This window comes from Bradyrhizobium sp. ORS 375, assembly GCF_000239775.1.
Taxonomy (GTDB): Bacteria; Pseudomonadota; Alphaproteobacteria; order Rhizobiales; family Xanthobacteraceae; genus Bradyrhizobium.
Genome location: NZ_CAFI01000049.1, coordinates 19,730 through 42,390 on the forward strand (window position 1 = coordinate 19,730; position 22,661 = coordinate 42,390).

At 64.8% G+C, this 22,661-nt stretch carries 21 protein-coding genes; 3 read left to right on the plus strand and 18 right to left on the minus strand.

The genetic code is table 11. The features are described 5' to 3' along the window. Positions 1 to 43: 43 nt before the first annotated feature. On the minus strand, positions 44 to 409 hold the full coding sequence (locus BRAO375_RS04320) for a DUF2946 family protein (RefSeq protein WP_009026234.1): 366 nt from the start codon (positions 407 to 409) through the stop codon (positions 44 to 46). 543 nt (positions 410 to 952) lie between these two features. Next, entirely contained in the window at positions 953 to 2,125 is a 1,173-nt protein-coding gene (locus BRAO375_RS04325; RefSeq protein WP_244423114.1) for a metallophosphoesterase family protein, read from the minus strand. On the opposite strand from BRAO375_RS04325, the gene BRAO375_RS04330 reads away from it, so the two are divergent. From BRAO375_RS04330 to BRAO375_RS04340, 3 genes are read left to right on the plus strand one after another with little or no spacing between them, the layout of a single operon-like run. Next, complete coding sequence (locus BRAO375_RS04330; protein ID WP_009026237.1) at positions 2,016 to 3,050, plus strand: sugar ABC transporter substrate-binding protein; 1,035 nt, start codon at positions 2,016 to 2,018, stop codon at positions 3,048 to 3,050. The two genes, BRAO375_RS04325 and BRAO375_RS04330, sit on opposite strands and share 110 nt — an antisense overlap. 11 nt (positions 3,051 to 3,061) lie before the next feature. Then, a complete protein-coding gene (locus BRAO375_RS04335; protein WP_009026238.1) occupies positions 3,062 to 4,567 on the plus strand; it encodes a sugar ABC transporter ATP-binding protein in 1,506 nt (501 codons plus the stop codon). Between the two features lie 10 nt (positions 4,568 to 4,577). Beyond that, the gene (locus BRAO375_RS04340; RefSeq protein WP_009026239.1) at positions 4,578 to 5,615 is read left to right on the plus strand and encodes an ABC transporter permease; all 1,038 of its coding nucleotides are present in this window, start codon (positions 4,578 to 4,580) and stop codon (positions 5,613 to 5,615) included. Positions 5,616 to 6,023: 408 nt separating this feature from the next. Here the strand turns inward: BRAO375_RS04340 and mtnK are convergent, their stop codons facing one another. The 16 genes from mtnK to nuoE form a co-directional block, all read right to left on the minus strand. After that, complete coding sequence (gene mtnK / locus BRAO375_RS04345; RefSeq protein WP_009026240.1) at positions 6,024 to 7,325, minus strand: S-methyl-5-thioribose kinase; 1,302 nt, start codon at positions 7,323 to 7,325, stop codon at positions 6,024 to 6,026. Between the two features lie 98 nt (positions 7,326 to 7,423). Then, positions 7,424 to 7,699: a DUF1467 family protein gene (locus BRAO375_RS04350; RefSeq protein WP_009026241.1), complete on the minus strand. Its 276-nt coding sequence runs from the start codon at positions 7,697 to 7,699 to the stop codon at positions 7,424 to 7,426. Between the two features lie 14 nt (positions 7,700 to 7,713). Continuing rightward, on the minus strand, positions 7,714 to 8,118 hold the full coding sequence (gene mce, locus BRAO375_RS04355; RefSeq protein WP_009026242.1) for a methylmalonyl-CoA epimerase: 405 nt from the start codon (positions 8,116 to 8,118) through the stop codon (positions 7,714 to 7,716). Positions 8,119 to 8,168: 50 nt separating this feature from the next. After that, on the minus strand, positions 8,169 to 9,839 hold the full coding sequence (locus tag BRAO375_RS04360; RefSeq protein ID WP_009026243.1) for a ribonuclease J: 1,671 nt from the start codon (positions 9,837 to 9,839) through the stop codon (positions 8,169 to 8,171). Continuing rightward, positions 9,840 to 10,646: a biotin--[acetyl-CoA-carboxylase] ligase gene (locus tag BRAO375_RS04365; protein WP_009026244.1), complete on the minus strand. Its 807-nt coding sequence runs from the start codon at positions 10,644 to 10,646 to the stop codon at positions 9,840 to 9,842. It abuts the gene before it with no gap. Then, positions 10,647 to 12,074: an NADH-quinone oxidoreductase subunit NuoN gene (gene nuoN / locus BRAO375_RS04370; protein ID WP_009026245.1), complete on the minus strand. Its 1,428-nt coding sequence runs from the start codon at positions 12,072 to 12,074 to the stop codon at positions 10,647 to 10,649. Between the two features lie 29 nt (positions 12,075 to 12,103). Next, the gene (locus BRAO375_RS04375; RefSeq protein WP_009026246.1) at positions 12,104 to 13,612 is read right to left on the minus strand and encodes an NADH-quinone oxidoreductase subunit M; all 1,509 of its coding nucleotides are present in this window, start codon (positions 13,610 to 13,612) and stop codon (positions 12,104 to 12,106) included. Beyond that, positions 13,609 to 15,723 carry an NADH-quinone oxidoreductase subunit L gene (gene nuoL / locus BRAO375_RS04380; RefSeq protein WP_009026247.1) on the minus strand — a complete coding sequence of 705 codons (2,115 nt, stop codon included), beginning with the start codon at positions 15,721 to 15,723 and terminating at the stop codon, positions 13,609 to 13,611. Before nuoL ends, BRAO375_RS04375 begins: the two co-directional genes overlap by 4 nt. A gap of 64 nt (positions 15,724 to 15,787) precedes the next feature. Next, the gene (gene nuoK, locus BRAO375_RS04385; protein ID WP_006611001.1) at positions 15,788 to 16,096 is read right to left on the minus strand and encodes an NADH-quinone oxidoreductase subunit NuoK; all 309 of its coding nucleotides are present in this window, start codon (positions 16,094 to 16,096) and stop codon (positions 15,788 to 15,790) included. Then, positions 16,093 to 16,731, minus strand: coding sequence for an NADH-quinone oxidoreductase subunit J (locus tag BRAO375_RS04390; protein WP_009026248.1), 639 nt, complete (start codon positions 16,729 to 16,731; stop codon positions 16,093 to 16,095). The genes nuoK and BRAO375_RS04390 overlap by 4 nt, the downstream gene beginning before the upstream one ends. A gap of 9 nt (positions 16,732 to 16,740) precedes the next feature. After that, complete coding sequence (gene nuoI / locus BRAO375_RS04395) at positions 16,741 to 17,229, minus strand: NADH-quinone oxidoreductase subunit NuoI (protein ID WP_009026249.1); 489 nt, start codon at positions 17,227 to 17,229, stop codon at positions 16,741 to 16,743. Between the two features lie 7 nt (positions 17,230 to 17,236). Beyond that, positions 17,237 to 18,307: an NADH-quinone oxidoreductase subunit NuoH gene (gene nuoH / locus BRAO375_RS04400; RefSeq protein WP_006611004.1), complete on the minus strand. Its 1,071-nt coding sequence runs from the start codon at positions 18,305 to 18,307 to the stop codon at positions 17,237 to 17,239. 10 nt (positions 18,308 to 18,317) lie between these two features. Next, complete coding sequence (gene nuoG, locus BRAO375_RS04405) at positions 18,318 to 20,387, minus strand: NADH-quinone oxidoreductase subunit NuoG (protein ID WP_009026250.1); 2,070 nt, start codon at positions 20,385 to 20,387, stop codon at positions 18,318 to 18,320. 97 nt (positions 20,388 to 20,484) lie between these two features. Continuing rightward, on the minus strand, positions 20,485 to 21,810 hold the full coding sequence (gene nuoF, locus BRAO375_RS04410) for an NADH-quinone oxidoreductase subunit NuoF (protein ID WP_009026251.1): 1,326 nt from the start codon (positions 21,808 to 21,810) through the stop codon (positions 20,485 to 20,487). Positions 21,811 to 21,829: 19 nt separating this feature from the next. Beyond that, positions 21,830 to 22,045 carry a hypothetical protein gene (locus BRAO375_RS04415; RefSeq protein WP_009026252.1) on the minus strand — a complete coding sequence of 72 codons (216 nt, stop codon included), beginning with the start codon at positions 22,043 to 22,045 and terminating at the stop codon, positions 21,830 to 21,832. Then, positions 22,042 to 22,653, minus strand: coding sequence for an NADH-quinone oxidoreductase subunit NuoE (gene nuoE, locus BRAO375_RS04420; protein WP_009026253.1), 612 nt, complete (start codon positions 22,651 to 22,653; stop codon positions 22,042 to 22,044). The genes BRAO375_RS04415 and nuoE overlap by 4 nt, the downstream gene beginning before the upstream one ends. Between the last annotated feature and the right edge of the window lie 8 nt (positions 22,654 to 22,661).

Consider the following 22,661-nt stretch of genomic DNA (forward strand, 5'->3'; position numbering starts at 1 on the left):
CGGTGTTACGAGCGGAGAACAACGGCCGCAAACGGCCGAGACATCACAGCGCGGGCGGAGCTCTAGCCTGTGCGGTTGAAAAAGCCCGGCTTCCGCCGATGGCAGGCGCATTGGTGCGCCAGACGACGTCGCGGGCGTCCGGTTGCGGAACAGGGACAGCTGAAAGCGCCGGCCCTTCCAGTGTCGCCGGCTGTGCCAGACAGCAGAGCGAACACCCGCCCTGACCGAGCTTGGCCCGCGACTGATCATCGGACGGCTGGGAACCGGGCTGACCGTGGCAGATTTCCAGCCCGCGGAATGGGTCCGACGCGGCGGCTGCGGCGGCCCAGGCAATGCCAATCGGCGCCAGGATCTGCACCATCAGGGCGATCAGCACGATCGGAAGAAACGCTTGCAGCCGCTGCCGCATGAAGGCCTGCCAAATGAACTGTTAACTTGTGCCCGAGCCCAGCCCCCGAGTCGAGGCCGTACGGAGCACAGTCAGCACATTTCGCCAGCGGTCGTTGACTAAGAACAACCCCACGGGATCGCGAGAGGCGCCCGGTCTTTGGGTATTTCAGCACCTTCTACGGGAAAAATCGAAACCAAAACTCGCCAATTGCAAGCACTTACCGATCATTTCCTGGAGTGCGTGAAATTTGAACAATCGTTGCCGAAAAGGATGACAAACCCAAAAAGATCGTCTACCAATTCGGGCCTCAGGCTAACGCTTGCGGAAGTCTGGTGGTCCAAGTCTCGGGAGGAGCCCTGGCGCGCAAAAGCAGCGTCACCCCGCTTAACAAGATCAAATCTGAACTTGCGGGATATCAAAGGGTCGACACAATTTCCGAGCAGGGCCCGCTGCCCTGCTCTATTTTTTTGGGCCAGCCCACGCTCTCCAAAAACCGTATGCGAATCCGCATGAACGCTGCCTGAACGTGCTCATCTGCACGCGGTCAGCCTCGGCCCAGCGTCAGGCTGCGCCTGAGGTCGCGAACGACGGCAACGGCGCGCGCCAGCGCGATTTCTTTGTCGGCCATGGCAGCTTGATGGACACCGGCTCGCGGCCTCTGACCACCCAGCGCAGTTCATCCGACTCGATCTCCAGCACGCCGAACGCCTCGGCCGGATCGCCCGAGATGAAGGTCTCGGTCAGCGATTGAAGCGTCAGGTGCGGCGTCGCATCGACTGTGGTCAGCGTATTCCAATGCACATGGCCTGCGAGCGCGACGACCGGGCACGGCGCGTCTGCAATCGCCTGCCGAATCTCCGCGGCTTCCGCATACGTCGCATGCCTCGGATTGGCTTCGAAGTAATAGTTGCCGGTCTGGGCGTGGCCGGAGAGCGGCACATGGCTCACGAGCAAGGTCGGCCGATCGTCCTGTCCAAGCAACCTCACAAGGACGTCGAGATCGCCGGCGGACAGGTGCAGGCCGCGCGCGCGGGTAAGACGCACATCGGGCTGCCAGAACACGCATCTCACATCGCCGATGATCAGCGCGCGTGACCCACTCGGCAGATCGAACAGCGCTTCGTTGTCGGCGAGAGTGAGACATGCGACGTCATGATTGCCGCTGAGGTGATGGTGTGCCACGGCGAGCCTCGCAAAGCACATCGCAACGTCGCTCTGCAGCAGGCGGTCTCGTTCGGGATCCTCATCAGAGATGCGGTCGCCGAGATCGATCACCGCGTCGAAGCTTCCGCGATTCACCTCTGCGACAAATCGATCCAGCAGCGCCAGCGCCATCGAACCGCGCTTCGTTTGCGTATCCTGGCCGTGATGAATGTCGCCGACCACGGCAATGCGCGTCGTTGTCAAAAACGTGTCTCCAACAAATGCATGGCCCGATCGGATGCCACGCGCCGCGTAGCATGCACGTATCACGGTTTTCTGACAGCGAGCGTGCAGCGCGACATCAGGTGGATGCAGCGCACAACATCCGGCTGTAGCGAGATCAAATCCGTTGTGAAACACTGCAGCTCTTGGCGGCGCGACCAATGACGCCGCCGGACAACAATGGGACAGGGAGCACGGCATGTCCGGCACTGACGAAACGTCCAAGAAGACCCTCAAGAATCGGCGCGATATTCTCCAGGCGGCGACCGCCGCAGGCTCTGCGGCGGCATTGCTCGCCGGCTTCGGCATCAATCCGGCGCTGGCCGCCGAGATGGGCCGCTCCGAAAAGCCGCTCAAGGCGGCGTTCTCCAACGCCGGTCTGCAGGCGACCTGGTGCGCGCAGGGCAAGCAGGCCGCGGAATGGTGGGGCAAGCTGCTCAACGTCGAGGTGACCTGGTTCGACGGCCAGCTCGATGCCGTGAAGCAGCGCGCAGCGATCGACAACATGGCGTCGCAGAAATGGGATTTCGTTGCCATTCAGGCGTTCGGCATCGGCACCCTCACGCAGCCGGTGCAGAAGATGATCGATGCCGGCATTCCCGTGATCGACATGGACACGCTGATCGCTCCGCTCGATCAGATCAACGTGCACTCGTTCCTCGCTCCCGACAACGAGTTCATGGGCGCATCGGTGACCCAGGCGCTTGCGACTGCGATGGGCGGCAAGGGCAAGATCATCATGACCCAGGGCGCGCTCGGCCACACCGGCGCGCAGGGCCGGGCCAAGGGCTTCAACTCCGTCATCAAGCAGTTCCCGAACATCGAGGTGCTCGACACGCAGCCGGCGGACTGGGACGTCTCGAAGGCGGCCCGCCTGTGGGAGACCTATCTGACGAAGTACCCGCAGATCGACGCGGCGTTCTTCCACAATGACGACATGGCGCTCGCCGCCTACAACATCATGAAGGCGCGCAATCGCACCAACATCCTGATCGGCGGCGTCGACGCCATGCCGCCGGCCATCCAGGCGGTCAGCGACGGCCGGATGTTCGCGACCGTCCGCAATCCGTCCTGCCGAATCCACGGCGGCGCGATCGTGGCTGGTGTCGCTGCAGTCACCGCCGGCGAGAAGAGCGGCCAGGGCATTCCAAAGCATGTGATCACGGATGGCCCGGTCGTGACCAAGGCCAATGCGCCGGGCATGCAATGGATGGAGGATCACTTCCTGATCTGAAGTCGCCTCCCATGTCGGACAGCCGCCCACCTCTTCTGGAATTGCAGGACATCACCAAGTCGTTCGGCGGCGTCACCGCCTTGCGCGGCGTCGATTTCACCCTTCGCCCCGGCGAGATCCATGGTCTCGTCGGGGAGAACGGCGCCGGCAAGAGCACGCTGATGAAGATCATCGCCGGCGTGCACACCGGATTCTCCGGCCGTTTCCTGCTCGACGGCCGCGAGGTTCATTTCAACTCGGCCCGCGATGCTCGCGCCGCGGGCATCGCCATGGTGCATCAGGAGCTCAGCGTCGCGCCCGATCTCACGGTGGCCGAGAACGTGTTCCTCGGCAATCAGCCGACCAATGCGCTCGGCATCGTGCAGTGGCGGCGGATGGCGCGCGAGGCCGCCGAACAGCTCAAGCGCCTCGGCATCGACGCCGACCCGATGAGCCGGCTCGGCGATCTGCCGATCGGCCTGCAGCAGTTGATCGAGATCGCGCGCGTACTGTTCTCCGGCGCGCGTATCATCATCCTGGACGAGCCAACGTCGGCGCTCTCGCCGCCGGAGGTCGAGCGGCTGTTCGCCGCCTTGCGCAAGCTGCGTGAGCAAGGAACGGGGATCATCTTCATCTCGCATTTCATCGAGGACATCCTGCTGATCTCGGACGAGGTCACGGTGTTCCGCAATGGCCGCAAGATCATGGAAACGCGTGCGGCCGACACCAGCAAGGCGGCGCTGATCGAAGCCATGATTGGCAAGGGCCGCGATGCGCTGGAGGACAGCTACACCCACGACATCACCCTGCCCGCGCCGCCGACGGACAAGCCCGTCGTGGTCGAAGCGGACCGCCTGTCGCTGGCGCGCAATCTCAAGCAAGTGTCGTTCTCGGTCTACGCCGGCGAGGTGCTCGGCATCTACGGCTTTATGGGCTGCGGACAGCTCGAACTGGCGCGAATCCTGTTCGGCAAGCTGGCGCCCGATGCGGGCCAGCTGCGCGTCTCCGGTGAGCCTAACCGCTTCAAGAGCACGGCGGACGCCCGTCGCGCCGGCATCGCCTTCGTACCGGAGAGCCGGCGTGACATGCTGTTCCTGCAGGAGCCGGTCTACAAGAACGTCTCGATCAGCATTCTCGACCGCATCAACGCGGTGCTGCTGAAGCCCGCGCGCGAACGCGCCCTCGCCGAGCGCCAGGTCGAGCAGCTTCAGATTCGTCCGGCCGACGTCGAGATCGATCTCGGTCTGCTATCGGGCGGCAATCAGCAGAAGGTCGCGCTGGCGAAATGGCTCAGCCATCCGCCGCGGCTGCTGGTGCTGTGCGAGCCGACCCGCGGCATGGATGTCGGCGCCAAGAGCGACGTCATTCAGATCGTGCGGCAGCTGCGCGACAAGGGCATCGCCGTCATCGTGATGTCGACCGAGCCGGAGACCGTGCTGTCGCTGGCCGACCGCGTCATCGTGCTCAAGCGCGGCGAGGTCGTGCGCGAATTCGCCGGTGAAACCATCAGCAAAGACCGTCTGCTCGAGGCGGCGTAGGGAGACTTCCATGGCGCATGGCGATACCGTTCCGATGCCGGAGGCGCAGGCGCGCCGCGCTGGCGGCATCGCATCGCTGCTGCGATCGCAGATGCGCAACATCGCGCCGTTCCTGACCTTGATTTTCCTCACCGCGTTCTTTGCGGTCGCAAGCCCGTCTTTCGCGACGCTCGACAATGTCGGCAATATCCTGACCCAGGTGTCCGTCACCGGCATCATCGCCGTCGGCCTGACGTTCGTCATTCTCTGCGCGGAGATCGATCTGTCGATCGCCGCGATCGCCAACGTCACCGGCATCGCGGTGGCCTACTTCACATTGCAGGAGTCCTACGTCAACATTGCCAACGTGCCGATGCCGGGCTTTGCCGCGATCCTGCTCGCGCTGGCGCTGTGCGCCCTGCTCGGCGTCGTCAACGCGTTCGGCCTGACCGTAATCGGCATTCCCTCCTTCATCATGACGCTGGCCATGATGCAGATCGCCGCTGGCATCTCGGCGATGCTGGTGCGCGGCCAGATCGCCTACAAGGTGCCCCCCCTGATCACGACGCTCGGCTCCGGCTCGATTGCCGGCATTCCCTGGATCGTGATCGTCGCAGCGTTGATGCTGCTGCTCGGCCATCTCGTGCTGACTTACACGCGCTTCGGCCGCTACGTCTACATGGTCGGCGGCAACCGCGAGGCGGCGGAATATTCCGGCCTGAACGTCAAGCTGATCCTGGGCAGCGTGATGGTGATCTCGGCGGTCTGCTCGGGGATCGGCGGCATGCTCGGCGTGGCGCATTTCGGCAGCGCGCAGCAGAACGAGTTCGACACCTATCTGCTCGACTCGATCGCGGCCGTCGTGGTCGGCGGCACCAGCCTGTTCGGCGGCCGCGGCGGCATCGGCAACACCATCGTCGGCCTGTTCGTGCTCGGCGTGCTCAACAACGGCCTCGACCACGTCAACATCGACAGCTTCCTGAAGATCCTGATCCGTGGCCTGATCCTGCTCGCGGCCTTGGTGATCAACGTCTATGCGCAACGGCTGCGGGCGAAGGCGGCGGACTAACTGAGATGCCGTAGGGGGGCAAAGCGCCGCCCGCAGGGCGGCAGCGGGCCCACCGTCCATCGGCAAGACCGGTGTGCAATGGTGGACAGGGCGCGGGGAAGAACGACGATGAGCCGATGCATCGTGGCGCGCCGTTACCCACCCGACCCACCCGCTTCCGTCACGACGAACGAAGCGATGCTGCGGTCGCCCGGATGAGCGCAGCGACATCCGGGGTCCAACCCGCTGTACCGGAGAACCCGGATATCGCTGCGCTCATCCGGGCTGCGAAATCGGTCCGCGCCATTGCGAGCGAGGCAAAGCACCCCACGGCCGCGCGAAGACTCTGGATTGCTTCGTCACGGAGCCTGCCCTCGGGCTCGCCGAAGGCGAGACCCGGGGGCTCCTCGCCATGACGATGAATGCTACTCAGTATCCCGGCTGCCAATGACGCAGCTCGCGCGCCGCCTTCGTCACCGCCTCGATTGACGTGAACGACGCCGTCTCCGTCATCAGCGTGCGCGCGAGACGCAGCGCCCGCGACTCGCAGGTTGCGCGACGTCTGGTGCCCTCGATCAGCTCGAAATCGATGTTGTGCGCGAGGCCCAGGATGCGGCGGATGATCTTCGCGGCCGTGAAGCCGACGGCATCCTGGAACAGCCTTGCTAGATAGGCTTGGCGTTCGGCCTCCAGCCGCGCCGCCCCTGCATCTCCAGGAAATAGCGACAGCGGATAGGCATCCCCGGTCGCCTCGCTGCGCCACAGCGCTAGGAACTTGCGCGCAAACCCGCTCCACACCTCATCAACCGTGCTCAGCACCCAGCTCTCGAACGCCTCTCTGTCGCCTTGCGATCGCTCGTGCCCGGCAGACGCGAAATACGCCATCAGCAGGTTCGCCAGGACCGCGCCGACATCGAACCCCATGGGACCGTAGAACGCGAACTCGGGATCGATCACCTTGGTCTCGGTGTCCGTGACCATGATCGATCCCGTGTGCAAATCGCCATGGATCAGCGCTTCGGCGCTCGACATGAATCTGAGCTTGAGCCGGGAGATCGCGACATGCAGGTCCAGATCGGCGCGGATGTCGGCGGCGGTCGCATCCAGCCATGGCGATGTCCAGCGGTTCTGCTCGGCGATGCGATAGGGATCGGTGAAGATCAAATCCTCGGTGATCTTGCACAGCGCATGGTTGCCCGCGAAGCTTGCGATGGCCTCCTTCTTCGCCGCGGCCGACAGCGCGAGATCCGACGAGAAGAACAGCGTCCGCGCCATGAAGGTGGTGATGTGATCGACGAAGCCCGGATAGATCGTGCCGGCGACGAGGCCCTTGCGCATGATGATGTGCGGCTCGAGCAGCTCCATCGCCGTCAGCGCCAAAGCCGGATCATGATGCACGATCGCCGGCACCAATCCGGGCGAAAGACGGTTCTGATGCGTCAGCGCCAGATGCTCGTAGTGGGCGCGTGATAGCGGCAGCGGCCAGCTCTCGCCGACCAGGCGCACGTAAGGCAGCGCCTGCTTCACCGCGAGGCCGCCGGATGATCCCTTGACGATGAAGACCAGGTTGAGATTGCCGTCGCCGACCTCGGTGATCTCCCAGCGTTCGGCCGCTCCGCCGAGCTGGGATGCAACGGCTGGCACCGCTGCGAGGGTGCTGCGAAGATCCGTTTCGTTGAGAATGCGATAGCCCGACGGCGTCCCCTGCCCGGCTGCGGCCGATGTCGTCACGCGCGACCTCCCTGTCGACTTGTTTTCACTCCCTATAGCAAAAAAGCCGATGCGCGTCCGCGCATCGGCTTGAGGGGCTGTTGTGCGATGCAAGCGGGCTAGAACGGCAAGCCCATGAGCTTCGACAGCCGCTCGATGCTGAGATAGCCGGCCTGGTAGGCGACGAGCGCAAGGCCAAAGATGACGGCGGACAGCAGCGTGGTCCAGATCAGGCGGCGGCCCATCAGGCTGATCGTCGGCGCGCCGGGATCCGTGCCCGGCGAGGCGCCGCCGGTCTCGTGCTGGCTGCGCACGCCGAACGGCAGGGTGACGAACAGCATGACCCACCACAGCACGAAGTAGATCGCGAGCCAGGTTGAGATGGTGTAGGCCATGATCGCCCCGCTACTCAGGCCTGCTCGATCTCGACGAGAGCGCCGGAGAAATCCTTCGGATGCAGGAACAGCACCGGCTTGCCGTGGGCGCCGATGCGCGGCAGCCCGTCGCCGAGCACGCGGGCGCCTTCCTTGATCAGCGTATCACGCGAGGCGATGATGTCGGGCACCTCGTAGCAGACATGGTGGATGCCGCCGTCCGCATTGCGCTCGAGAAATTTCGCGATTGGCGAGGCCTCGCCAAGCGGCTGGATGAACTCGATCTTGGTATTGGGGAGCGTGACGAACACGGTGATGACGCCGTGGTCCGGCAGCGCCAGCGGCGCGGAGATCTCGGCTCCGAAGGCCGCGCCATAGATCTTTGCCGCCTTCTCCGCGTCCTTGACCGCGATGGCAACGTGATTCAACCGGCCCAGCATTGCATCCTCCACCAATTGTCGTTCGATCGGCCCGAGTTAGACTTCCAGGATCAGACTTCCAAGACGTGGACGAGGCAGATCGGCTTCTTGCCCCATTGCTCGTTCACCGCGGCGCGCACGGCGCGCCGCACCGATTCCGCTGCCGCGTCCGGATCGCGCCGTCGCGCGCGCGGCAGGCCTTCGAAGGTCGAGACGACAGCGTCGAACACGATGTCGTCCATCTCCTCGCCAGCGGCATTTTTCTCGGGAATGCCGACCATATCCACCTCGGGATCGTCGGCCAGTTCGCCCTTCTCGGTAACGGCCATGGCCACGAAGATGCAGCCCGCGAAGCTCATCTTGCGCCGCTCGACCACGGCGCGCGACTTCGAATCCTCGAGGATGGTGCCGTCCTTGTAGAGGCGCCCTGCCGGCAGCTCGTCGATGATGCCGGGATCGCCGGGGCCGAGCTTGACCAGGTCGCCGTTCCGGCAGGTGATCACCTTCGGCACGCCGCAGGCCCGCGCGAGACGTGCGTGCTCATGCAGATGCAGCGCCTCGCCGTGAACCGGGATCAACAGCTGCGGCCGCGTCCAGGCAATCATGTCGCGCAGCTCGTCGCGGCGCGGATGGCCTGACACGTGCACCAGATGATTGCGGTCGGTGATGATCTCGATGCCCTGCTGCACCAAGCCGTTGATCACGGCGCCGACTGCCTTCTCGTTGCCGGGGATGGTGCGGGAGGAAAAGATGACGGTGTCGCCCTTGTTGAGGGTGACGAGCGGATGATCGTCGTTGGCGATGCGGGCCAGCGCGGCGCGCGGCTCGCCCTGGCTGCCGGTGCACAGCGCGAGCACCTTGTCCGGCGGGAAGTGGCCGTAGAGATCCATGCCGCGGAAATTCTGCACGCCGTCGAGATAGCCGGTCTCGCGCGCCACCTGGACCACGCGCTCCATCGCGCGGCCGACGATGACGACCTCGCGCTCGGCCTCGCGCGCCGCTTCGGCGACGGCGCGGATGCGCGCGACGTTTGAGGCGAAGGTGGTGACTGCGACGCGGCCCTTCGCTTCCTTCACAAGTTTGGCAATGGTCTTGGCGACCTCGGCCTCGGAGGGCGACCGTCCCTCGCGCACGGCATTGGTGGAGTCGCCGATCAGCGCGAGCAGCCCGGCATCGCCGAGCTCGCGCAGCCGCTTCTCGTCGGTCGGCGCGCCCAGCACCGGCGTCGGATCGATCTTCCAGTCGCCGGTGTGCAGGACGGTGCCGACTTCGGTATGGATGGCCAGCGCATGCGATTCCGGAATCGAATGCGCGACCGGGATGAACTCGACGTTGAACGGGCCGATGTCCACGCGGCCGCCCGACGGGATCACCTTGACCGGGATCTTCGCCGGCAGCCGCTCGGCTTCGCACTTCGCTTCGAACAAAGCGGCGCTGAACTTGGTCGCGTAGATCGGGCATTTCAGCCGCGGCCAGAGATCGATGATGGCGCCAAAATGGTCTTCATGCGCGTGCGTCAGCACGAGACCAACGAGGTTCTTGCCCTCTTTCTCCAGGAAGCTGACGTCGGGCATGATCAGGTCGATGCCCGGCAGATGCTCCTCGTCGCCGAAGGAGACGCCGAGATCGATCGCGAGCCAGGACCGCTGATGGCGATTGCCGAGGCCGTAGATCGACAGGTTCATGCCGATCTCGCCCACGCCGCCGAGCGGCGCAAATGTCAGTTCGTCGGGACGCGCCATCTAGACCGCTCCTTTGGATGCGACCGAGCCGAAATGAACATCACCGGCCGTGATCGGCTCCAATCGTCCCTCCGCGGTCCGCACCAGCATACAACCCTGTTCGTCGATCGTGTCGAAAATCCCCTCAATCATAGCATGTCCGGACCTGATGGCGACGGGCTGACCGAGGCCGGCGGCCCGCTCCAGCCACAGCTTTCGGATGTCGCCGAAGCCGCGTCCCTTGTTCCAGATGCCGAAATACTCCACCCAGCAATCGGACAGCGCACTGAAGAGATCCTCGGCGCTTACTTCGACGCCGAGATCTCGCAGCGAGACAGCCGGTGTCGGGGTATCGGTCGGCGCTGCCACGACATTGGTTCCGATGCCGGCCACGACCGCCAATCCGCCCGCCACCTGCTCTGCTTCGAGCAGCATGCCGACGATCTTACGGCCGCCGGCGATCACGTCGTTTGGCCATTTCACTGCGAAATCGAGCGCTGAATTGCCGCCGGAGCGGAGCACGGCCTCTCGGCTGACTTGGCGCAAAGCGGTCGAGATCGCGAGGCAGGCGGCAAAGCCGAGGGTCGCGGCCACGGCCGGCGCGACGTTGAGCACTTCGAGGACAGAGGAGGCCAGATTGCCGCGCGGCGCGATCCACGGCCGCTGGCGCCGGCCGCGCCCGGCCGTTTGCTCCGTCGTGACGAACCAGCTTGCCTTGATGCCCTGCCGCGCGGCGGCCAATGCCTCCACATTGGTCGAGCCGGCCTGATCGAAGATAACGAGCCCGTAGCCGCTGGCAGCGGCACGGGCGCCGAGAGCAAACGTCATCTAGAACAGCGACTTCGCCGCGGCCGCGGCGGCGCTGACCAGCGGGCCCGGATAGGCGAAGAACAGGATGTTGAAGATGCCGGAGATCGCGAGCACGGTGCGCAGCTCGATGCGGACCGGATCGACCGTCGGCAGCGGCTCGTCGAAATACATCGTCTTGACGATCAGCAGGTAGTAGTAGGCGCCGACGACGCTCGTGAGCACGCCGATCACCGACAGCGTGAACAGCCCGCCCTTGATCGCCGCGACGAACACGTACCATTTGGCGAAGAATCCCGCGAGCGGCGGCACGCCGGCCAGCGAGAACAGCAGCATCGCGAAGAAGAAGGCGAGCAGCGGATTGGTGCGCGAGAGGCCTGCGAAATCGCTGATCTTCTCGAACGACTGGCCGTTGCGCTTGATCGCCATGATCACGGCGAAGGACCCCAGCGTCATCGCGACATAGATCGCGATATAGGTCAGGACGCCCTGCGCGCCCTCGACCGTGCCGGCGGCGAGACCGACCAGCGCGAAGCCCATATGGCCAATCGACGAATAGGCCATCAGACGCTTGATGTTGGTCTGGCCGATCGCGGCGAACGAGCCCAGCGCCATCGAGGCGATCGAGACGAACACGATGATCTGCTGCCACTGGAAGGTGATGCCGGGGAACGCCGTCAGCGCGACGCGGGCGAACACCGCGATCGCCGCGACCTTCGGGGCAGAGGCGAAGAATGCCGTCACCGGGGTCGGCGCGCCTTCATAGACGTCCGGCGTCCACATGTGGAACGGCACCGCCGAAACCTTGAAGCACATGCCCGCAAACAGGAAGACGAGGCCGAAAATGACGCCGACGCTGCCGGTCTTGGTCGCCGCGGCGATCCCGGCAAAGCTCACCGTGCCGGTGAAGCCGTAGATCAGCGAGGCGCCGTAGAGCAGCATGCCCGACGACAGCGCGCCGAGCACGAAATACTTCAGGCCGGCTTCGGTCGACTTGACGTTGTCGCGATGGCTCGCGGCGACGACGTAGAGCGCGAGCGACATCAGCTCGAGGCCGAGATAAAGCGTGATCAGATCGCCGGCCGAAATCAGCACCAGCATGCCGAGCGTCGAGAGCAGCACCAGGATCGCATACTCGAAGATGCGGCGGTCCGGCTTCGACAGGAACTCCGCCGACATGATCAGCGTCGCGGCCGAGCCGATGATCGCCAGGATCTTCAGGAAGCGCGCATAGCTGTCGGCGATGAAGCTGCCACCGAAGGCCTGGCCGCCCTGCTGCCTGAGCACCACGATGCCCACCACGATCAGGAGCGCGACCGCGAGGCCGGTGACGATCCCCGTCGTCCCCTGCCCGCGAAACGCGCCCAGCATCAACAGCGCCATGGCCCCCAAGGCCAGCAGCAGCTCCGGCAGCACCACCCAAAGCTGAGGCCCAAGATTCTCGATCATCGTCTCTGTCCCGACCCCTTAAGGTCTCATCATTGGAGCAGCGCGGCGGCCTTCACGGCCGTCACGGCGGTATTGTAGTTGGTGACGAGCTGCTGCACCGAGGCCGCCGACATGTCCAGGATCGGCTTCGGATAGACGCCGAACAGGATCGTCAGCGCCACCAGCGGAAACAGGATCACGCCTTCACGCAAGGTGAGGTCCTTGATGCTCGCGAGCGACGGCTTGGTCAGCGCGCCGAACACCACCTTGCGGTACAGCCACAATGCGTAGCCGGCCGAGAGGATGACGCCGAAGGTCGCGAAGAACGCGGTCGGGATCGACACCTTGAAGGTGCCGAGCAGGGTCATGAACTCGCCGACGAAGCCGGAGGTGCCGGGCAGACCGACATTGGCCATGGTGAACACCATGAACACCAGCGCGTAGATCGGCATCCGGTTGACGAGGCCGCCATAGGCCGCGATCTCGCGGGTGTGCATGCGGTCGTAGACGACGCCGACGCAGAGGAACAGCGCGCCCGAGACGATGCCGTGGGAGATCATCTGGAACACGCCGCCGGCGACGCCCTGCATGGTGCCGGCGAAGATGCCCATCGTCACGAAGCCCATATGCGCCACCGACGAGTAGGCAATGAGCTTCTTGATGTCCTCCTGCATCAGCGCGACCAGCGAGGTGTAGATGATCGCGATCGCCGACAGCGTCCACACCAGCGGCGCGAAGTCGTGCGACGCCAGCGGGAACATCGGCAACGAGAAGCGCAGGAAGCCGTAGCCGCCCATCTTCAAGAGGATCGCGGCCAGGATCACCGAGCCGGCCGTCGGCGCCTCGACGTGCGCGTCCGGCAGCCAGGTGTGCACCGGCCACATCGGCATCTTCACCGCGAACGAGGCGAAGAAGGCGAGCCAGGCCCAGGTCTGCAGATTGCGAGGCACCGCGGTGTGCATCAAGGTCGGAATGTCGGTGGTACCGGCGTTCCAGTACAGCGCCATGATGGCGAGCAGCATCAGCACCGAGCCGAGCAGCGTGTAGAGGAAGAACTTGAACGAGGCGTAGACCCGGCGCGGGCCGCCCCAGACGCCGATGATCAGGAACATCGGGATCAGGCCGCCCTCGAAGAACAGGTAGAACAGCACGAGGTCGAGCGCCGAGAACGTGCCGACCATCAGCGTTTCCAGGATCAGGAACGCCATCATGTATTCGCGCAGGCGGTTCTTGACCGACTTCCAGCTCGCCACGATGCAGAACGGCATCAATGCGGTGGTCAGGATCACGAACGGCAGCGAGATGCCGTCGACGCCCATGTGATAGCTGATGCCCGCCGCCAGCCAGTTCTTCTTCTCGACGAACTGGAAGTCGGTCTGGCCGGGATCGAAGCGCAGCACCAGGATCACCGACACCGCGAAGGTGATCAGCGTCGTCCACAGCGCGATCCAGCGCGCATTGCGCTGGGCCGCCTCGTCGTCGCCGCGGACCAGATAGATCAGCAGCGCGCCGACGAGCGGCAGGAAGGTGACGACAGAGAGAATTGGCCAGGTGGTCATTGCTGGCCCCCCATGAACATGAACCAGGTGATCAGGCCGGCGACGCCGATCAGCATGGCAAAGGCATAGTGATAGAGATAACCGGTCTGGATCTTGACGACGTTGCGCGTGACGTCGAGCACCCGCGCCGAGACACCGTCGGGACCGAACCCGTCGATGACGAAGCCGTCGCCCTTCTTCCAGAGGAAGCGGCCGAGCCACTTCGCCGGGCGGACAAAGATGAAGTCATACAGCTCGTCGAAGTACCACTTGTTGAGCAGGAACTTGTAGAGCAGCGGCTGCTGCGCGGCGAGCTCCTCCGGAATATCCGGACGCTTGATGTAGAAGAAGTAGGAGACCGCAAAGCCGCCGACCATCATGATGAAGGGCAGCTGGCCCAGCCAGAACGGCATGTGCTCCATGTCCTCCAGGATGTGCGGGTTCATCTTCAGCGACTCGCCGAAGAAGTGCTCGACACCATGGGGATCGGTGAACAGGCCCTTGAACGGGAAGCCCGCCAGGATCGAGCCGGCCGCGAGCACGCCGATCGGGATCAGCATCCAGATCGGGCTCTCATGCGCCGCCTCATAGTGATGCTGGTCGTGCGGCGTGCCGAAGAAAGTCTTGAACACCAGGCGCCAGGAATAGAACGAGGTCAGGCCGGCGGCGACGATCGTCAGGAAGTAGGCATAGGTCGCGAACGGATTGTGCGCGGCATAGGCGGCCTCGATGATCGCGTCCTTGGAGAAGAAGCCGGCGAAGCCCGGGAAGCCGGTCAGGGCCAGGGTGCCGACAGTCATCACCGCGAAGGTGTAGGGGATCTTGCGCCACAGGCCGCCCATGTTGCGGATGTCCTGCTCGTGATGCATCGCATAGATCACCGAGCCGGCACCCAAGAACAGCAGCGCCTTGAAGAAGGCGTGCGTGAACAGATGGAACATGCCGACCGAGTAGGCCCCTGCTCCCATCGCCACGAACATGTAGCCGAGCTGCGAGCAGGTCGAATAGGCGACGATGCGCTTGATGTCGTTCTGCACGAGGCCGACGGTCGCCGCGAAGAACGCGGTGGTGGCGCCGAAGAACATCACCACGGCCTGCGCGTTCGGCGCGAGCTCGAACAGCGGCGACAGGCGCGCCACCATGAAGACGCCGGCGGTGACCATGGTCGCGGCGTGGATCAGCGCCGACACCGGGGTCGGACCTTCCATCGCGTCCGGCAGCCAGGTGTGCAGCAGGAACTGCGCCGACTTGCCCATCGCGCCCATGAACAGGAGGAGACAGGTCAAGGTCAGCGCGTTGGCGTGCCAGCCGAGGAAGTTGATCGTCGTCTTGCCGGCGATGCTCGGCGCGGCGGCGAAGATGGTCTCGAAGTCGGTCGACTTCGTCAGCAGGAAGATCGCGAAGATGCCGAGGGCAAAGCCGAAGTCGCCGACGCGGTTGACAACGAAGGCCTTGATTGCGGCGGCATTGGCCGAGGGCTTCTGGAACCAGAAGCCGATCAGCAGGTAGCTCGCGAGACCGACGCCCTCCCAGCCGAAGAACAGCTGCACAAGGTTGTTCGCGGTCACCAGCATCAGCATCGCAAAGGTGAACAGCGAGAGATAGGCGAAGAAGCGCGGACGGTTCGGGTCCTCGTCCATGTAGCCGATCGAATAGAGGTGCACGAGCGACGACACGCTCGTCACCACCACCAGCATCACGGCCGTCAGCGTATCGACGCGCAGCGCCCAGGACACCTGCAGCTCGCCGGAGTTGATCCAGGGCAGCAGCTCCTTCACGCCGGCTTCGTGGTGCATGAATCCGACGCTGACCAAGGTCGCCCAGGACAGCGCGGCGGAGATGAACAGAAGCGCCGTCGTGATCGCCTGCGCAGCCCAGGTACCGGCCGCCGGCGGCTCGGCGACGTGATGGTCGTCGTGGCCATGACCATGATCGTCATGGGCCAGCGGCTCGTCATGCGTGACGTGCACCACGGCCGCATCGCCATGGACATGCGCGGCAGCGCCGTGATGACCGTGATCGTGATGCTCGACCTCGTCGCCGCTCGGATGGCGTCCATGCGCCCCGAGTAGCGCGATCAGGCCGGCCAGGATCGCGCCCAACAGCGGCAGAAAGACAATGGCCTGGATCATTCGCCCGTTCCCTTACGCATGACCTTGCCGGCGAGCCGGCCCCCACATGTGCGGATCATGCGCCTTAGCCCTTCATCAGATTGACGTCTTCGACCGCGATCGAGCCGCGGTTGCGGAAATAGACCACCAGCACGGCCAGACCGATCGCGGCCTCGGCGGCTGCGACCGTCAGCACCAGCAGCGCGAACACCTGGCCGACGATGTCGCCGAGGAAGGTCGAGAACGCCACCAGGTTGATGTTGACGGCGAGCAGGATGAGCTCGACCGACATCAGGATGACGATGATGTTCTTGCGGTTCAGGAAGATGCCGAGGATGCCGAGCGTGAAGAGCATCGCGGCGACCGCGAGGTAGTGCCCCAGTCCGATGGTCATTTCACCCACTCCGCGGCATCCGTGTCCTGCAGCCCCTGCCCGACCGCGACCTTGCGAACGGCCATCGCCATCTCCGGCGTGCGGGCGTTCTGGACGTTGATGTCCTGGCGCTTGACGCTCGCCTTGTGGCGGAGCGTCAGCACGATCGCACCGATCATCGCCACCAGCAGGATCATGCCCGACAGCTGGAAGTAATGGATATATTTCGTATAGAGCACGAGGCCGAGCGCCTCGGTGTTGGTGACGTTGGTCGGGATCGCCGCCGTGATCGCCTTCGGCGTCGACGGGTTGATGACCCAGTAGGACACGGTCAGCAACAGCTCGAACAGAAAGATTCCGCCGATCACGAGGCCGATCGGCATGTACTGCAGGAAGCCCTCGCGCAGCTCGGTGAAGTCCACGTCGAGCATCATGATCACGAACAGGAACAGCACCGCGACCGCGCCGACATAGACGACGATCAGGATCATCGCCAGGAACTCGGCGCCCATCAGCACGAACAGGCCGGAGGCGTTGACGAAGGCGAGGATCAGATAGAGCACCGAGTGAACGGGGTTCTTCGAGACGATCACCATCACGGCCGAGGCCACGCAGACCGCCGCGAACAGGTAGAAGAAGAGCGCAGGAAGGATCATCGGACGGCCTCAGCGGTACGGCGCGTCGAGCGCGATGGCTTTGGAGATCTCGCGCTCCCAGCGGTCGCCGTTCGCGAGCAGCTTGGCCTTGTCATAGTAGAGCTCCTCGCGGGTCTCGGTCGCGAACTCGAAGTTCGGTCCCTCGACGATGGCGTCCACCGGACAGGCTTCCTGGCACAGGCCGCAATAGATGCACTTCACCATGTCGATGTCGTAGCGCACCGTGCGGCGGGTGCCGTCGTTGCGGCGCGGGCCGGCCTCGATGGTGATCGCCTGCGCCGGGCAGACGGCCTCACAGAGCTTGCAGGCGATGCAGCGCTCTTCGCCGTTCGGGTAGCGGCGCAACGCATGCTCGCCGCGGAAGCGCGGCGAAAGGGGGCCCTTCTCGAACGGGTAGTTCAGGGTCGGCTTGGGCTGGAAGAAGTAGCGCATCGCGAGGAAGAACGCGGAGACGAACTCCTGCAGCAGCAGCGACCGTGCAGTGGCGGAGATGTTCATGACAGCCTCATTTCGGCGCGATGCCGGCGAAGTGCAGTACGCCCGCGACAACGACCACCATGACCAGCGACAGCGGCAGGAACACCTTCCAACCGAGTCGCATCAACTGGTCGTAGCGGTAGCGCGGCACGATCGCTTTCGCCATCGCGATCAGGAAGAACATGAAGAACAGCTTCAGCGAGAACCAGATCACGCCCGGCACCCAGTTGAACGGCGCCACGTCGATCGGCGGCAGCCAGCCGCCCAGGAACAGGATCGTCGCCAGGGCACACATCGTGGTGATCGCGACATATTCGCCGAGCATGAAGAGGAGATACGGCGTCGAGCCGTATTCGACCATGAAGCCGGCGACGAGCTCCGATTCCGCCTCGACCAGGTCGAAGGGCGGGCGGTTGGTCTCGGCCAGCGCCGAGACGTAGAACACCACGAACATCGGGAACAGCGGCCAGACGTACCAGTTCAGGATCGTCAGCTGCGGCAGGCCGATCAGGCTGGCGAGTCCGCGCGCATGCTGCGCCTCGACGACCGCCGAGAGATTCAGCGTGCCGGCACAGAGCAGCACGGTGATGATCACGAAGCCGATCGAGACCTCGTAGGACACCATCTGCGCCGCCGAGCGGAGCGCCGCCAGGAACGGGTATTTCGAGTTCGACGACCAGCCGGCCATGATGATGCCGTAGATCGACAGCGACGAGATCGCGAAGATGAAGAGGATGCCGACATTGATGTCGGCGATCGCCCAGCCGAGATTGGTCGGGATGACAGCCCAGGCCGCCAGAGCGAGCACGCAGGACACCAGCGGCGCCAGCAGGAATACGCCCTTATTGGCGCCGGCCGGAATGATCGGCTCCTTGAGCACGAATTTCAGCAAGTCGGCGAACGACTGGAACAGGCCCCAGGGCCCGACCACGTTCGGACCCCTGCGGATCTGCACCGCCGCCCAGATCTTGCGGTCGGCGAGCAGGATGTAGGCGATCGCGACCAGGAGGACGACGAGGAGCAGCACGCTCTGCGCGATCATGATGATCAGCGGCCAGAGGAAGCCGGTCCAGAACGAGCTTGCGAAGAAATCAGCCATCAGGTCACCCTCACTCCGCTGCCGTCAGCATCTGCCCGGAGGCCAGGCGGGAGCATTCCGCCATGACCGCCGAGGCGCGCGCGATCGGATTGGTGAGATAGAAGTCGTCGATGACAGGCTTGAACGGCGCCTTTTCCAGGCTGCCGCCCTTGCCCGCCAGGGTCTTGATGTCGGCGATCTTCCCGGCCTCGATCTGGTCGATGCGACCGAGATGCGGCACCGCCTTGATGATTTCGGCCCGGAGAGCCGCGAGCGAGTCGTAGCCGAGCTTGCGGCCGAGCACGTCGGACAGCGCGCGGATGATCGCCCAGTCCTCGCGGGCCTCACCCGGCGGGAACGACGCGCGCGCCGCGATCTGCACCCGGCCCTCGGTGTTGACGTAGAGGCCGGACTTCTCGGTGTAGGCGGCGCCCGGCAGGATGACGTCGGCGCGATGCGCGCCGCGGTCGCCATGGGTGCCGATGTAGACGGTGAACACGCCCTCGGGCACCTCGACCTCGTCGGCGCCGAGCAGGAACATCACGTCCATGGTGCCGAAGGTGGTCATCTGGGCGCCCGTGAGCCCGGTGCCGTTGAAGCCGATGTCCAGCGCGCCGACGCGCGACGCGGTGTCGTGCAGCACGGCAAAGCCGTTCCAGTCGTCGCGCACGGCGTTGACGTCCATCGCGATCTTGGCGGCGAGCGCCAGGATCGCCCCGCCGTCATGGCGCGCGGCCGCGCCAGCGCCGACCAGCACGATCGGGTTCTTGGCGTTGCGGAAGGCGGTGGCGAAGGAATGCTTGCCGGCGGCGACGTCGCTGAGCGAGTCCGTGCCCGCGCCGATGTGCTCATAGGCGTAAGTGAGATCGGCCTTGGGGCCGACCAGACCGACCTTGAGCTGGCCCGAGCGCCAGCGCTTGCGGATGCGGGCGTTCAGCACGGCCGCTTCCTTGCGCGGATTGGCGCCGATGATCAGGATCGCGTCGGCCTGCTCGATGCCGGCGATGGTCGGATTGAACAGATAGGACGCGCGGCCAAGCTTGGCGTCGAAGCTGTCACCGCCCTGCACGGCCACATTGGTCGAGCCGAGCTTGGCGAGCAGATCCTTCAGCGCGTACATCTCCTCGACTGCGGCGAGATCGCCCGCGATGGCCCCGATGCGCTTGCCGTCGATGCGGGAGAGCTTTGCGGCGATCGCCTTGAACGCCTCCGGCCAGGTCGCCGGGCGCAGCTTGCCGTCCTCGCGGACGTAGGGACGATCGAGCCGCTGCGTGCGCAGGCCGTCGACGACATGGCGCGTCTTGTCGGAGATCCACTCCTCGTTCACGGCGTCGTTGATGCGCGGCAGGATGCGCATCACCTCGCGGCCGCGGGTATCGACGCGGATCGCCGAGCCGAGACCATCCATCACGTCGATCGACTGCGTCTTGCCGAGCTCCCACGGACGCGCCGCGAAGGCGTAAGGCTTGGAGGTCAGCGCGCCGACCGGGCAGATGTCGACCAGATTGCCCTGCAGCTCCGAGCTCAGCGCCTGCTCGAGATAGGTCGTGATCTCCATGTCCTCGCCGCGGCCCGTCGCGCCCATTTCCGGCACGCCGCAGACTTCAGCGGAGAAGCGGACGCAGCGCGTGCACTGGATGCAGCGGGTCATCGAGGTCTTGACCAGCGCACCGAGATATTTGTCCTCGACGGCGCGCTTGTTCTCGGCGTAGCGGCTGGTGTCGACACCATAGCCCATCGCCTGGTCCTGCAGGTCGCACTCGCCGCCCTGGTCGCAGATCGGGCAGTCCAGCGGATGGTTGATCAGAAGGAATTCCATCACGCCTTCGCGTGCCTTCTTGACCATCGGCGACCGCGTCGAGATTTCCGGCGGCTCGCCCTTCGGTCCCGGCCGGCAATCGCGCACGCCCCAGGCGCAGCTCGCGACCGGCTTCGGTCCGCCCTTCACCTCGACGAGGCACATCCGGCAGTTGCCGGCGATCGACAGCCGCTCGTGATAGCAGAAGCGCGGAATCTCGGCGCCCGCCGCCTCGCACGCCTGCAGCAGCGTGTACTCCGGCGGCACATCGATCTCTTTGCCATCGATGATGATCTTGGTCATTGCCTCACATCTCTCTCAAACCACGGACCACCGCGCCGCGCGCCGTGAGGGCGCAAGCACGACGGAAAACCTTGCTGGCGGACAGGACCGCCATCACCTACTCCGCCGCCACCATGTGCGCGGGATCGCGCATGCCGACGTCGTCGACATCGGCCTTGTGCGAATACTGGTCGATGCGCGCTTCGATCTCGTGACGGAAATGCGTGATCAGGCCCTGGATCGGCCAGGCCGCGGCGTCGCCCAGCGCGCAGATCGTGTGGCCCTCGATCTGCTTGGTGACCTCCAGCAGCATGTCGATCTCGCGCTTGTGGGCGCGGCCCTCGGCCATGCGGGTCAGCACGCGCCACATCCAGCCGGTACCCTCGCGGCACGGCGTGCACTGGCCGCAGCTCTCATGCTTGTAGAAATAGGAGATGCGCGCAATCGCCCGGATCAGATCGGTCGACTTGTCCATCACGATCACGGCCGCGGTGCCCAAGCCGGAGCGCAGCTTCGACAGGCTGTCGAAATCCATCGGCGTGTCGATGATCTGCTCGGCCGGCACCATGCGCACCGACGAGCCGCCGGGAATGACCGCCTTCAGATTGTCCCAGCCGCCACGGATGCCGCCGCAATGCTTCTCGATCAGCTCGCGGAACGGGATCCCCATCGCCTCCTCGACGTTGCAGGGCCGCTCGACGTGACCGGAGATGCAGAACAGTTTGGTGCCGACATTGTTCGGACGGCCGATGCCGGCGAACCACGAGGCGCCACGGCGCAGGATGGTCGGCGCGACCGCGATCGACTCCACGTTGTTGACCGTAGTCGGGCAGCCATAGAGGCCGACATTCGCGGGGAATGGCGGCTTCAGCCGCGGCTGGCCCTTCTTGCCCTCGAGGCTTTCGAGCAGCGCGGTCTCCTCGCCGCAGATATAGGCGCCGGCGCCATGGGCGACGTAGAGATCGAACGGCCAGCCATGGATGTTGTTCTTGCCGATCAGGTTGGCCTCATAGGCCTGGTCGATCGCCGCCTGCAGCCGCTCGCGCTCACGGATGAACTCGCCGCGAACATAGATGTAGCAGGCATGGGCGTTCATCGCGAAGCTGGCGAGCAGGCAGCCCTCGACGAGATGATGCGGATCGTGCCGCATGATCTCACGATCCTTGCAGGTGCCGGGCTCGGACTCGTCGGCGTTGACGACGAGGTAGCTCGGCCGGCCGTCGGTCGATTCCTTCGGCATGAACGACCATTTCAATCCGGTCGGGAAGCCAGCGCCGCCGCGGCCGCGCAGGCCCGACGCCTTCATCTCGTTGATGATCCAGTCGCGACCCTTCTCGATCAGCCCCTTGGTGCCGTCCCAGCTGCCGCGCCGGCGCGCGCCTTCGAGGCCCCAATCGTGCAGGCCGTAGAGGTTAGTGAAGATGCGGTCCTTGTCGTCGAGCATCAGACGGCTTCCTCTGACATCAGCGGTTCGACTGCATGGTGGCGATGAAGGCGGCGCAGCCGCCGAACACCAAGGCCCACAGCAGACTGGACTCCAGCGTCGCGTTCAGCGCGAACCGCTGCAGTACGAAAATGAAAGCGGCGGCTGCGAGCGTGTGCAGCGCCACGTAGCGCCAATTCTTCATCGCGGCGCCCTCTTCGCCCAGGGCCGCAACGCGGGTGCGATTGCGGCTCATGTCTTCTCCTTCAGCGTCGTCGGCCCGCCCGCCGGCGCCGAGAACTGGCGACCGTTCTGCGGGCCCGGCGTCGGCAGATTGCCGGTCGCGAAGCCGTCGAGCACCTTGCCGAAGCTTTCCGGCGTCAGGTCCTCATAGGTATCCTTCCAGATCTGCACCATCGGCGCATTCACACAGGCGCCCAGGCACTCGACTTCCTCCCAGCTGAAGTCGCCGTCCTTGGACAGGTGGAACGGGTCGTGATGGATGCGGTGCTTGCAGACCTCGATCAGCTCCTCGGCGCCGCGCAGCCGGCACGGCGTGGTGCCGCAGACCTGCACATGCGCCTTCTTGCCGACCGGCTGCAGCTGGAACATCGTGTAGAAGGTCGCGACCTCGAGCACGCGGATATAGGGCATGCCGAGCATGTCGGCGACGACGCGGATGGCCGCTTCCGAGACCCAGCCCTCGTTCTGCTCCTGCGCACGCCACAGGATCGCGATCACGGCCGAGGCCTGGCGGCCTTCCGGATATTTGGCGATCTGGGCCCTGGCGAAGGCGAGGTTTTCATCCGTGAACGCAAAGCTCGCGGGCTGGACTTCCTTCGGGGCAAGACGACGGACGGACATGGCTCTCT

Coding starts and splice junctions, on each gene's coding strand:
- BRAO375_RS04320 (WP_009026234.1), bottom strand. CDS start 409: ATGCGGCAGCGGCTGCAAGCGTTTCTTCCGATCGTGCTGATCGCCCTG.
- BRAO375_RS04330 (WP_009026237.1), top strand. CDS start 2,016: ATGTCCGGCACTGACGAAACGTCCAAGAAGACCCTCAAGAATCGGCGC.
- BRAO375_RS04325 (WP_244423114.1), bottom strand. CDS start 2,125: ATGCCGAAGCCGGCGAGCAATGCCGCCGCAGAGCCTGCGGCGGTCGCC.
- BRAO375_RS04335 (WP_009026238.1), top strand. CDS start 3,062: ATGTCGGACAGCCGCCCACCTCTTCTGGAATTGCAGGACATCACCAAG.
- BRAO375_RS04340 (WP_009026239.1), top strand. CDS start 4,578: ATGGCGCATGGCGATACCGTTCCGATGCCGGAGGCGCAGGCGCGCCGC.
- BRAO375_RS04350 (WP_009026241.1), bottom strand. CDS start 7,699: ATGGCCTACACCATCTCAACCTGGCTCGCGATCTACTTCGTGCTGTGG.
- mce (WP_009026242.1), bottom strand. CDS start 8,118: ATGCTGGGCCGGTTGAATCACGTTGCCATCGCGGTCAAGGACGCGGAG.
- BRAO375_RS04360 (WP_009026243.1), bottom strand. CDS start 9,839: ATGGCGCGTCCCGACGAACTGACATTTGCGCCGCTCGGCGGCGTGGGC.
- BRAO375_RS04365 (WP_009026244.1), bottom strand. CDS start 10,646: ATGACGTTTGCTCTCGGCGCCCGTGCCGCTGCCAGCGGCTACGGGCTC.
- nuoN (WP_009026245.1), bottom strand. CDS start 12,074: ATGATCGAGAATCTTGGGCCTCAGCTTTGGGTGGTGCTGCCGGAGCTG.
- BRAO375_RS04375 (WP_009026246.1), bottom strand. CDS start 13,612: ATGACCACCTGGCCAATTCTCTCTGTCGTCACCTTCCTGCCGCTCGTC.
- nuoL (WP_009026247.1), bottom strand. CDS start 15,723: ATGATCCAGGCCATTGTCTTTCTGCCGCTGTTGGGCGCGATCCTGGCC.
- nuoK (WP_006611001.1), bottom strand. CDS start 16,096: ATGACCATCGGACTGGGGCACTACCTCGCGGTCGCCGCGATGCTCTTC.
- BRAO375_RS04390 (WP_009026248.1), bottom strand. CDS start 16,731: ATGATCCTTCCTGCGCTCTTCTTCTACCTGTTCGCGGCGGTCTGCGTG.
- nuoI (WP_009026249.1), bottom strand. CDS start 17,229: ATGAACATCTCCGCCACTGCACGGTCGCTGCTGCTGCAGGAGTTCGTC.
- nuoH (WP_006611004.1), bottom strand. CDS start 18,307: ATGGCTGATTTCTTCGCAAGCTCGTTCTGGACCGGCTTCCTCTGGCCG.
- nuoG (WP_009026250.1), bottom strand. CDS start 20,387: ATGACCAAGATCATCATCGATGGCAAAGAGATCGATGTGCCGCCGGAG.
- nuoF (WP_009026251.1), bottom strand. CDS start 21,810: ATGCTCGACGACAAGGACCGCATCTTCACTAACCTCTACGGCCTGCAC.
- BRAO375_RS04415 (WP_009026252.1), bottom strand. CDS start 22,045: ATGAGCCGCAATCGCACCCGCGTTGCGGCCCTGGGCGAAGAGGGCGCC.
- nuoE (WP_009026253.1), bottom strand. CDS start 22,653: ATGTCCGTCCGTCGTCTTGCCCCGAAGGAAGTCCAGCCCGCGAGCTTT.